The sequence below is a fragment of the Metapseudomonas phytobenefica genome, assembly GCF_043392685.1.
In the GTDB taxonomy this organism is placed as follows: Bacteria; Pseudomonadota; Gammaproteobacteria; order Pseudomonadales; family Pseudomonadaceae; genus Metapseudomonas.
Genome location: NZ_JBHZGM010000038.1, coordinates 36,856 through 47,560, shown reverse-complemented (window position 1 = coordinate 47,560; position 10,705 = coordinate 36,856). Strand labels below are relative to the sequence as shown.

The following is a 10,705-nucleotide window of genomic DNA, read 5'->3' as shown; positions in this document are numbered from 1 at the left end:
CTGATCGCCGTGCTCTACGCGGTCTGGCTGGTGTACGCGGCGGGGGTGCAGTACCTGTTGCTGTCGGCACTGCTCTACGCACCGGGGGCGATCCTGTTCGCCAAGGCCAAGCGCGAACTGGGGCAACCGGTGTTCACCCCGGTGGAGAAGGTGATTTTCCTGGTGGTGCTGATCGGCGCGCTGATTGCCGGCTATGGCCTGTACAGCGGGTTCCTCAGCCTTTGATGCAGGGTGCGTGTCGGGTGGATCGGTAAAGCGTGATCCACCCTTGCGCCTGGACAACCGAATCAGGCTTTGTCGCGGAACAGCAGGTGGTCGAGGCTGAAGCGTCCGGCGCCGCCGAGCAGAAGGGGCAGGGCGGCGATCAGGTAGATCAGCGGCAGCTTGTAGTTGCCGTAGCCCTTGTTGGTGATGGCGTAGCCCTGGGCGAGTTCCGCGAGGCTCGACCAGTGTTCCGGCCAGTGCACGGCGGCGATGGCGACAACGGTCAGCATCATCAGTACGAAGGTGGCCAGGCGCGTGCCCAGGCCCAGCAGCAGGAGCAGGGGGGCGATCAGTTCGGCCCACATCGACAGTTGCCAGCTGAAGTCCGCCGGAATCACGTTGAAGGGGAAGGGGAAGGCGGACTGGATGTCGACGAACCAGTTCTGGCCGTTCCATTTTTCCAGGCCGGATTCGAAGAACTCCCAGGCGAGGAACAGGCGCAGCGGCAGGTCGGCGCTCCAGGCACCGATGCGGTCGAGCCGGTTTAAGGCGAGCTTGAACGGGGCGAGGGCAAGGCTGGGCATGGGCAGGCTCCTTTGATCCGGGGGCAGCGGCGGGATGCCGTTGCTGCTCTTGCGCCCATGTTGGCAAGGGGGCTTGTCGCGGATGTGTCCTGCCGTATCCCGTTGTGTATCGCTGTGTAGATCGCTCAGGCGCTGGTGCGCAGTTCCAGCTGGGCGCAGAGGCCTCCGCCGTCACGGTTGGAAAGCGTCAGGCGGCCACCCAGGGCCTGACTCAGTTGCTGGGCGATGGCCAGCCCGAGGCCGGTGCCGCCGGTGCTGCGATTGCGCGAACTCTCGACCCGGTAGAAGGGCTTGAACACTTCCTGCAGTTCTTCCTCGGCGATGCCTGGCCCCTCATCCAGCACCTGCACCAGGACCTTGCCCTGTACATCCCGTTGCACGTCCAGCCGGGCGCTGCCGCCGAATTTCAGGGCGTTGTCGATCAGGTTGCTGAGCACCCGGCGCAGGGCATGGGGGCGGGTTTCCAGCAGCAGGCCGCTGGAACCGGTGAGGCTCACGGCCTGGCCACTGTCCTGGTAGTCGCAGACCAGGCTGTCGAGGAAAGCGTCGAGGTCGACCCGGCAGAGGGCTTCGCTGGTGCCGTCCATGCTGCGGGCATAGGCGACCCCTTCGCGCACCAGGTGTTGCATCTCATCCAGGTCGGTCCAGAGGCGCTCGCGTTCGACCGAAGGCTCCATCTGCTCTACCCGCAGTTTCATGCGGGTGATCGGGGTCTGCAGGTCGTGTGAGATGGCCGCCAGCAGTTGCATGCGCTCCTTCAGGTAGGCAGCGATGCGCCCTTGCAGTGAGTTGACCGCGCGGGCGGCGTAGGCCACTTCCCGGGGGCCGTGCTCATCCAGTACCGGGCCGGAAGCGTCCGGGTCGAGATGATCGACCGCCTCGGCCAGGCGGGTCAGCGGACCGATCGCCATGCGCACGGCCAGCCAGGTGCAGGCCAGCAGCAGCGCCAGTTGCAGGAGCAGCACCACTGGCAGCCACTGCGCCACGGGAATCGGGGCGGGGGTGACGTCTATCGTCAGCGGCCGGCCATCGCTCAGCGTCAGATGCCCCTGGAAGTGGGGCATCGGGCCGGGAATGTTCTCGAAACGCAGCGGAAAACGCTCGCCAATGGCCCGTTCTATCGAGACGGCGGCCATATGGGGATTGGCCATGTCCATGGGGACACCCGGCTGGCCGTCATCGAGCCGGTAGCGGTAGTTGCGCCGTTCCAGCAACGGCAGCCAGGTGGCGCGTTCTTCCGCAGGCAGGCGGTCGATCAGCGCCACGGCGGTGCTGACATCGTTCTCCAGGTTGCCGAGCATCACATTGCGGCCGGTCTGGTAGCGCTCGTAGAACTGCGCGGCGAAGGACAACCCGTAGGCCAGCACCAGCCCGGCCAGGAATATCAGCGCCAGGCGTGCGGCCAGGGTGCCCGGCCAGCGGGGCAGGGGCATCACGTCGACGGCTCGATCAGCTGCACGGGCAGCGAGAAGACGTAGCCCTCGCTGCGCACCGTCTTGATGTAGGCCGACTCGCGCGGGTCGTCCTGCAGGCGCTGGCGCAGCCGGCTCACCAGCAGGTCGATGGAGCGGTCGAAGACGTCCGCCTCGCGGCCCTGGGTGAGGTTGAGCAGCTGGTCGCGGCTGAGCACCCGCTGCGGATGATCGAGGAAGACCCGCAGCAGGCGGTACTCGGCGCCGCTCAGCGCCACCAGGGTGCCCTCGGCGTCCAGCAGGTGGCGTGCGGTGGTATCCAGGCGCCATTTGCCGAAGCCGATCAGCCGGCTGCTTTCGCTGATCTGCAGGTTCGGCGGCAGCATCCGCGTGCGCCGCAGCACCGCATTGATGCGTGCCAGCAGCTCGCGGGCGGAGAAGGGCTTGGTGAGGTAGTCGTCGGCGCCCATTTCCAGGCCGATGATGCGATCGGTCTCGTCATTGCGCGCGGTGAGCATCAGTACCGGCGTCGTCTTGTGCTTGCCCACGCGAAGCTCCCGACAAAGGCGCAGGCCATCGTCGCCGGGCATCATGATGTCGAGGACGATCAGGTCGACCACGTTGCCTTCGAGGAAAGCGCGCATCTGTCGGCCGTCCGCGGCCAGGCTCACGCGCAGGCCGTTCTTCTTCAGGTAGTTGCCGACGAGTTCACGGATTTCCCGGTCATCGTCGACGATCAGGATGTGATCGACATGGTCCATGGGAAACCTCGTTCTGCTCGATTGGCGACGACCTAGTATATCGGGGCAGGCAAGGCTTGCTCGCGGCGCTTTGTATTGCAGTGTATCCAGCGCCGCGCAGATACCTGTGCTTGCACTCCGGTTGAAAGTATCTCTCTGTATCCGCAGCCCGGGCAGATACCCGACCGGGTAATCGCCGGCCGCAGCGGACACATCGGCGATACCTCCTGCCGCTGGAATGGGAGCCAACGGATGCCGTGGTGCATCCCCCATTTCCCGTATCCGAGGAGACCTCCATGTACCTTGTCGCCTTTCTCGGCGGGGTGCTGACCCTGTTCAGTCCCTGCGTTCTTCCTGTCCTGCCCTTGCTGTTTTCCCGCGCCGGCGGCCCGGCCTGGGCTCCCTTGCTGACCCTGGCCGGCCTGGCCTCGGGCTTTGCCGTGCTGGCGAGCCTGGCGGTGGTTTCCGGCCAGTGGGTGATCCACGCCAGCCAGTGGGGCCGTTACCTGGCCCTGGCGTTGCTGGCGGTTTCGGCGCTGGCCCTGCTGTCCAGCCGTTTCGGCTCCTGGGTGTCGCGCCCCTGGTTGTGGCTGGGTGACCGCCTGCATGGCGACGCCCGGCGCTTGCCGCCGACGCTTTCGGCCTGGCTGATGGGGTTCGCCGCCGGCTTGCTGTGGGCGCCCTGTGCCGGCCCCATCCTGGGGCTGATCCTGTCTGGCGCCATGCTCAACGGCCCCAGTGCGTCCACCAGCCTGCTGCTGCTCAGCTATGGCCTCGGCAGCGCCGTGGCGATGGGGGCGCTGATCTTCCTCGGTCGGAGTGCCTTCCAGCGCGCGAAGCTGTCGCTGGGAACCGTGGAGTGGCTGCGTCGCGGCGCCGGCGCCCTGGCCCTGCTGGCAGTGGTCGGCATCGCCAGCGGCACCACGGACCGGCTGGCCGGCGTGGGGGATTCGCGCCTGGCGTCCGCACTGGAGCGCAAGGTGATCGACGGCGTTCCGCTGCTGCTGGAGAAACTGGTGAGCAGCGCCCGTGCCGAAGATGTCGGGCAACTGCCGGACATGGGCGCCATGCCCTCGCTGGATGGCGCCACCCAGTGGCTCAATGGCCCGCCGCTCAGCAACGAACAGTTGCTTGGCAAGGTAGTGCTGGTGGACTTCTGGACCTTCGACTGCATCAACTGCCGCAACAGCCTGCCGTACGTGAATCACTGGGCGGAGCGTTATGCCGACAAGGGCCTGGTGGTGATCGGCGTGCACACGCCCGAGTACCCCTTCGAGCGGATCATCGATGATGTGCGCAAGGCGACTGTCCGCCTCGGCGTGAAGCACCCGGTGGCCATCGACAACCAGTACCGCATCTGGAATGCCTTCACCAACCAGTACTGGCCCGCGCATTACTTCATCGATGCCAATGGCCGCGTGCGTTACCTGCATGTTGGAGAGGGCGACTATGACGAGCAGGAGGCGATCATCCAGAAGCTGCTGCAGGAGCGCGACGCGGCGGCGAAGGACGCCAGCGCAACCTGATGGAGCAATATCCGGTCATGAACGGGTTTTGGAAGCCCTCGCCCGAGGTGGTAGGTTCTCCCACCCATTCATGACCGAAGGACTCTCCCGATGCGCCCGACAGGACAGCGCCACGCACCCATACTCCTGCTTGCACTGGCGGCCGGCCTCAGCGGTCAGGTCATGGCCAGCGCCCAGGCGACCGGCCTCGATGCCAGCGTCCGGCAGGCGGCTCGCCAGGTCATGCAGCAATACGGCATTCCCGGCCTGGCCATCGCGCTCACTGCCAGGGGCGAGCAGCGCTTCTACAACTTCGGCGTGGCGTCCAGGGCGACGCAGCAGGCGGTCACCCGCGAGACGCTTTTCGAAGTCGGCTCGGTCAGCAAGACTCTGACCGTCACCCTGGCCGCCTACGCCGAATCCCTCGGCAAGCTCCAGCTCACCGAAAGCCCCAGCCGCTACCTGCCGGAACTCAAGGGCAGCCGACTCGACCAGGTGACGCTGATCAACCTGGCCACCCACACCGCCGGCGGCTTTCCCCTGCAACTGCCGGATAGCGTCCGCACCCGCCGACAGCTGACGGACTACTACCGCGCCTGGCAGCCGCAATACGCCCCGGGCACCTACCGGACCTATGCCAACCCCAGCATCGGCCTGTTGGGCGTGGTTGCCGCCAGCACCCTGGAAAAGCCCTATGTAAGCGCCATGGAAAGCGAGCTGCTGCCCAGGCTCGGTATGGGCAATACCTTCATCGAGGTTCCGCCCGAGGCGATGCCGCGCTACGCCCAGGGTTACAACAAGGAAGATGCGCCGGTACGGGTGAACCCGGCGCTGCTGGCCAATGAGGCCTACGGGGTGAAGACCAGCAGCAAGGACCTGCTGCATTTCGTCGAGACCCATCTCGGCCAGGTTCCGCTGGAGGCAGGACTGCAACGCGCCCTCGACGCTACCCGGACCGGCTACTACAAGCTCGGCGCCATGACCCAGGACCTGATCTGGGAGCAGTACAGCTACCCGGCGGCGCTGGACGCCCTGGTGCAAGGCAATGGCAGCCGGATGGCGCTGGAAAGCCACGCGGTCACCGCCATCGAACCGCCCTTGCCGCCGCAGAAGGCAGTCTGGGTCAACAAGACCGGCGCCACCGACGGCTTCGGCGCCTACGTGGCGTTCGTGCCGGAGAAACAACTGGGCATTGTGTTGCTGGCCAACAAGAACTACCCGAACGAGGAACGGGTGAAGCTGGCCTATCGGATTCTTGGCGAGCTGGAGGCGGGGCAAGCCACTCGCTAGGGGCGCAAGTCACCCCTCTCCCTTTGGGAGAGGGGCCGGGGGAGAGGGAAGCGTCAGGCTGGCGCGAAGTCCGAGATCGACCTTGCAGGAATCCCTACCGGCCATGCAGCCGCCGTGGCCCGGGAATCACCACTTGCCGGTGCTCATACCGCCGTCCACGGCCAGGACGACGCCGGTGGTGAAGTTCGCGCCGGCCAGGTACAGGACGGCTTCGGCGATCTCTTCGACGGTACCCACGCGTCCGGACGGCGCCAGGTTGTTAAGGAACTCGCGGGCGGCCGGGTCGTGCATCGGGGTGTCGATGATGCCGGGGGCGACCGCGTTCACCTGGATGTTGTGCGGCGACAGTTCCAGTGCGAGGGCGCGGGTCATCTGGTTGACGCCGCCCTTGATCAGTACCGGCAGGGCCGCCGGAACGCTGATGTTGGGTTGCAGGGCCACCGAAGCGGAGATGTTGACGATGTGGCCACCGCCTTGCCGCTGCATGTGCGCGGCCGCCACCTGGGAGGTGTAGACCACGCCCTTGAGGTTGGTGTCCAGCAGGGCTTCCAGGTCTTCCGGGGTGTACTCGATAAAGGGCTTGGGCAGGAAGAAGCCGGCGTTGTTGACCAGCACTTCGACGCTGCCGAAGGCTTCGATCGCAGCGGCAAAGGCATTGCGGGCGGCGGCCGGGTCGGCCACGTCACCGGCGACGCCGACGAAGCTGGCCGGGTTACCCAGGCTGGCGGCGGCTTCTTGCAGGCGTTCGGCGGAGCGGGCGGTGCCGACGACGTTGTAGCCAGCGTCGAGGAAGGCCCGGGCCAGGCCCAGGCCGATACCGCTGGATGCGCCGGTGATGACGACAGTTTTCTTGCTCATGGTGACTTCCTCACAAAGTGGGTCGTGCTGCTTGCCGCAGCAGGTGATCGAGGGGCTTCGCTGCATGGGGACGCTATTGCGTGGCAGCCGTCGCGAATGGCGGCCGTTGCCGGATCCATGGACGGGCGAGTCTCATCCAGGCTGGTTCTTGCGGTATTGCGTAGTCGTCATACCGGCGTAGCCCCAGTTGTCGGTGTCCACTTCCTCGATGACGATGTGGGTGAGATCCGGGCGCTTGCCCAGCACGCGCTGCAGGGTGTCGGTGATCTCGGCGATGACCTGGGCCTTCTGTTCCCGGGTCACGCCATCGCGGGTGATACGAACGCTTACGAACGGCATCTTGAGCCTCCAGGGAGGAGTGGTGGGTGGTGGCACCAGGTCCGTGTTCAGCCACTGCCTGCCCGTGGACAGGGAAAGCCTTGGCAGCGACCGGAAGGTGCGGGTATCGACTGCATGGGGCGAACTATATTTGTGCCCATTCAGCCGATAAATGTAGGCTTGGATACTTCAGTTGATACGCGGTGTAATGAATCGTGAAGCGCCACTTTGACGACATCCAGCTAGGCAGCATCGAGCTCTTCTGTCTTGCCGCGGAGGAGGGAAGCTTCACCTCCGCCGCACTCTCGGCCGGGGTCACGCCGGCTGCGGTGAGCCGCTCGATCTCGCGGCTGGAGGAGCGTCTCGGCACCCGGCTGTTCGTACGGACGACCCGCAGCATCCGACTCACGGACAGCGGCCGCTCCTACTTCGAGCAATGCCGGCAGGCGCTTACCCAATTGGTGGAGGCAGAGCGTGAAGTGATGGGCAAGCAGCTCGAGCCCACGGGAGAGTTGCGCATCAGCATTCCCACTACCTACGGCCATTACCGCATCCTGCCGCTGCTGGCGCGATTCCGCGAGCGCCACCCCGGCGTGAAAATCGACATCCACCTGAGCAATCGCAACATCGACTTCGTGGGCGAAGGTTACGACCTGGCGATCCGCGTTCGCGCCCAACCCGATTCGACGCTGATCGCCCGGCATCTGGAGGATGCCCAGCTCGTGGTGATCGCCACGCCGGAGTACCTGGCCAGGGTGGGCACGCCGCAATCGCTGGACGACCTGGAGAGGTTCGATTGCATTCAGTTCGAACTGCCCAGCAGCGGACGCCGTATCTCCTGGCTGTTCAATGAACAAGGCCGGGAGAGGGAGATTTTCACCAGCGGCAATTACTGCTGCTCGGACGATGTGCTGGGCGGGGTGACGCTGGCCAGGCATGGCGCCGGTCTGTTCCAGACCTATCGCTTCATCGTCGAGCGCGAGCTGGAAGAAGGCTCACTGGTCGAAGTGCTCCAGGCATTCGGCGGGCGCTCTCGCCCATACACGCTGCTGTATCCCCACGGCCGCCACGTCCCTCTGCGCCTGCGTGCCTTCATTGATTTCCTGATGGAGCACAGGCAGCAATGGAATGCCTGAATGCCGCGATCAAGACCCTCTATGGACAAAACCTCGCTTCATCATCCTGCTGAATTACCTCGACGCTTTGCGTGACAGGCCGCAGAAGCCATTGATCTGCCGCGAGATCTCGACGGCGCAGCGTGTAGATCAACGCTTGCACGCAGTCGCTGCAAACGTGGGATTCACGATCCTTGTCTACTATGAATGCGATTCTCAAAACCTATTGGCTGGGTCGCTCCCTCGATTCCAAGCTGAATAGACTGGTTGGCTGAAGACAAGAAGAGGAGATAAGCATGTCAAGCGAAGCAAAATGCCCTTTCTCAGGGAAGAATGTGATCGCCGGTGTCGTGCCATCGAATGCGGAGTGGTGGCCCAACCAACTCAACCTCAAGATCCTTCATCAGCATTCGGCCGAATCCAACCCACTGGGAGCTGAGTTCAACTATGCCGAAGCCTTCAAGACCCTTGACCTCGACGCAGTGATCAAGGACCTCACCGCCCTGATGACCGACTCCCAGGACTGGTGGCCGGCGGACTACGGCCATTACGGTCCGCTGTTCATCCGTATGGCCTGGCACGCCGCGGGTACCTACCGCATCGCGGACGGGCGTGGTGGTGCCGGTACCGGCAACCAGCGTTTCGCTCCCCTCAACAGCTGGCCGGACAACGGCAACCTCGACAAGGCACGCCGCCTGCTCTGGCCGATCAAGCAGAAGTACGGCAACAAGCTGTCCTGGGGCGACCTGATGATCCTCGCCGGCAACGTCGCGCTGGAGTCCATGGGCTTCAAGACCTTCGGCTTCGGTGGCGGCCGCGTGGACATCTACGAACCGGAAGAGGACGTCTATTGGGGCGCCGAGCATGAATGGCTGGCCACCAGCGACAAGCCCAACAGCCGCTACTCCGGTGACCGCCAGCTGGAAAGTCCGCTGGCTGCGGTGCAGATGGGCCTGATCTATGTGAACCCGCAAGGTCCGGACGGCAATCCCGACCCAGTGGCGTCCGGTCGCGATGTGCGCGAAACCTTCGCCCGCATGGCGATGAACGATGAAGAAACCGTCGCCCTTACCGTGGGCGGCCATACCTTCGGCAAGTGCCACGGTGCAGGCGATGCGGCCAATGTCGGTCCGGAGCCCGAGGCGGCCGATGTCACCGAAATGGGCCTGGGCTGGAAGAACGCATTCGGCAGTGGCAAGGCCGGCGACGCCATCACCAGCGGCCTGGAGGGTGCCTGGACGCCAACGCCTACCAAATGGGACAACAGCTACCTGGAAACCCTGTTCGGCTACGAGTGGGAGCTGACCAAGAGCCCGGCGGGCGCCTATCAGTGGAAGCCCAAGGGGACCACGGGCGATGGAGTCGTGCCCGATGCCCATGACCCGAACAAGCGTCACGCACCGATGATGACCACCGCCGACATGTCGATGCGCATGGACCCGATCTACGAGAAGATCGCCCGGCGCTTCAAGGACAATCCGAAGGAACTGGAGGATGCCTTCGCCCGTGCCTGGTTCAAGCTGACCCACCGCGACATGGGCCCGCGCAGCCGCTACCTCGGCCCGCTGGTGCCGAAGGAAGAGCTGATCTGGCAGGACCCGGTTCCGCCCGTCGACCATCCGCTGGTGAACGAGCAGGACGTGGCTGATCTGAAAACCAGGATCGCCGCGACCGGGCTGTCCGTTTCGCAGCTGGTCAGCACCGCCTGGGCCGCCGCCTCGTGCTTCCGTGGCAGCGACAAGCGCGGTGGCGCCAACGGTGCCCGCCTGCGTCTCGCTCCGCAGAAAGACTGGGAGGTGAACCAGCCGGCTGAAGTGGCGAAGGTCATCGCGGCGCTGGAAGGCGTGCAGAAGGACTTCAATGCCACCGGCAAGAAGGTGTCCCTCGCCGACCTGATCGTGCTGGCCGGTGGCGTCGGTATCGAATCCGCCGCGAAGAAGGCCGGCTTCGATGTGAGCGTGCCGTTCGCGCCGGGCCGGACCGATGCCTCCCAGGCCCAGACCGATGTGGACTCCTTCGCGGTGCTGGAACCGCTCGCCGACGGCTTCCGCAACTACACGAAGAAGGGCTACGAAGGCTCGGCCGCGGAAATGCTCGTGGACAAGGCACAACTGCTCAGGCTGAGCGCCCCCGAGATGACTGTCCTGGTGGGTGGCCTGCGTGTCCTGGGTGCCAACTTCGGCAAGTCGCAGCATGGCGTCTTCACCAAGCGTCCGGAAACGCTGACCAACGACTTCTTCGTTAACCTGCTGGACATGAGCACGGCGTGGCAGCGTTCCGCCGCCAACGAGCACGTAATGGAAGGCCGTGATCGCGCCAGCGGCGATCTCAAGTGGACCGCCACCGTGGTCGACCTGGTCTTCGGCTCCAACGCCCAGCTCCGGGCGATTGCGGAGATCTACGCCAGCAGCGACTCGCCGCAGGCCTTCGTACGCGACTTCGTCGCCGCCTGGACCAAGGTGATGAACCTGGACCGCTACGACCTCAAGTGACCGCACCAGGCAGGCCCTGACGGGCCTGTCATTCCCAACCCGACGCCGCCGGCAGGAGCTTTCTGCCGGCGACGTTGTTCATCTGGAACCGAGAGCGGCGTGACCACGCGCGCAGGGCGTTGTGGCGTTGTGGCGTTGTGCAGGAGCGAGCTCTGCTCGCGAATGTCCCATGCAGCGAATCGCGAGC

At 65.0% G+C, this 10,705-nt stretch carries 9 protein-coding genes and 1 pseudogene; 5 read left to right on the top strand and 5 right to left on the bottom strand.

Annotated features, from left to right (window positions below; genetic code table 11):
• A pseudogene (locus ACFW0B_RS22915) lies at nt 1-225 on the top strand (arginine-ornithine antiporter); the annotation flags it as partial.
• Between the two features lie 62 nt (nt 226-287).
• On the opposite strand, the gene ACFW0B_RS22910 reads toward ACFW0B_RS22915, so the two are convergent.
• The 3 genes from ACFW0B_RS22910 to ACFW0B_RS22900 form a co-directional block, all read right to left on the bottom strand.
• Complete coding sequence (locus ACFW0B_RS22910; RefSeq protein WP_449151275.1) at nt 288-788, bottom strand: HvfX family Cu-binding RiPP maturation protein; 501 nt, start codon at nt 786-788, stop codon at nt 288-290.
• 125 nt (nt 789-913) lie between these two features.
• Nucleotides 914-2,221: a sensor histidine kinase gene (locus tag ACFW0B_RS22905; protein WP_449151277.1), complete on the bottom strand. Its 1,308-nt coding sequence runs from the start codon at nt 2,219-2,221 to the stop codon at nt 914-916.
• Complete coding sequence (locus ACFW0B_RS22900) at nt 2,221-2,961, bottom strand: response regulator (protein WP_190833831.1); 741 nt, start codon at nt 2,959-2,961, stop codon at nt 2,221-2,223. The genes ACFW0B_RS22905 and ACFW0B_RS22900 overlap by 1 nt, the downstream gene beginning before the upstream one ends.
• 275 nt (nt 2,962-3,236) lie before the next feature.
• On the opposite strand from ACFW0B_RS22900, the gene ACFW0B_RS22895 reads away from it, so the two are divergent.
• Entirely contained in the window at nt 3,237-4,466 is a 1,230-nt protein-coding gene (locus ACFW0B_RS22895; protein WP_449151274.1) for a cytochrome c biogenesis protein DipZ, read from the top strand.
• Between the two features lie 90 nt (nt 4,467-4,556).
• On the top strand, nt 4,557-5,735 hold the full coding sequence (ampC, locus tag ACFW0B_RS22890; protein ID WP_449151273.1) for a class C beta-lactamase: 1,179 nt from the start codon (nt 4,557-4,559) through the stop codon (nt 5,733-5,735).
• Between the two features lie 126 nt (nt 5,736-5,861).
• Here ampC and ACFW0B_RS22885 read toward each other — a convergent pair whose 3' ends face one another.
• Together ACFW0B_RS22885 and ACFW0B_RS22880 are read right to left on the bottom strand one after the other, a co-directional pair.
• The gene (locus ACFW0B_RS22885; protein ID WP_449151272.1) at nt 5,862-6,593 is read right to left on the bottom strand and encodes an SDR family NAD(P)-dependent oxidoreductase; all 732 of its coding nucleotides are present in this window, start codon (nt 6,591-6,593) and stop codon (nt 5,862-5,864) included.
• A 132-nt stretch (nt 6,594-6,725) separates the two neighbouring features.
• Nucleotides 6,726-6,932: a tautomerase family protein gene (locus ACFW0B_RS22880; protein WP_449151271.1), complete on the bottom strand. Its 207-nt coding sequence runs from the start codon at nt 6,930-6,932 to the stop codon at nt 6,726-6,728.
• Nucleotides 6,933-7,126: 194 nt separating this feature from the next.
• Between ACFW0B_RS22880 and ACFW0B_RS22875 the strand changes: the two genes are divergently transcribed.
• On the top strand, nt 7,127-8,047 hold the full coding sequence (locus ACFW0B_RS22875; RefSeq protein ID WP_449151270.1) for a LysR family transcriptional regulator: 921 nt from the start codon (nt 7,127-7,129) through the stop codon (nt 8,045-8,047).
• 275 nt (nt 8,048-8,322) lie between these two features.
• On the top strand, nt 8,323-10,518 hold the full coding sequence (gene katG, locus ACFW0B_RS22870; RefSeq protein WP_449151269.1) for a catalase/peroxidase HPI: 2,196 nt from the start codon (nt 8,323-8,325) through the stop codon (nt 10,516-10,518).
• The last annotated feature ends 187 nt before the right edge of the window (nt 10,519-10,705 follow it).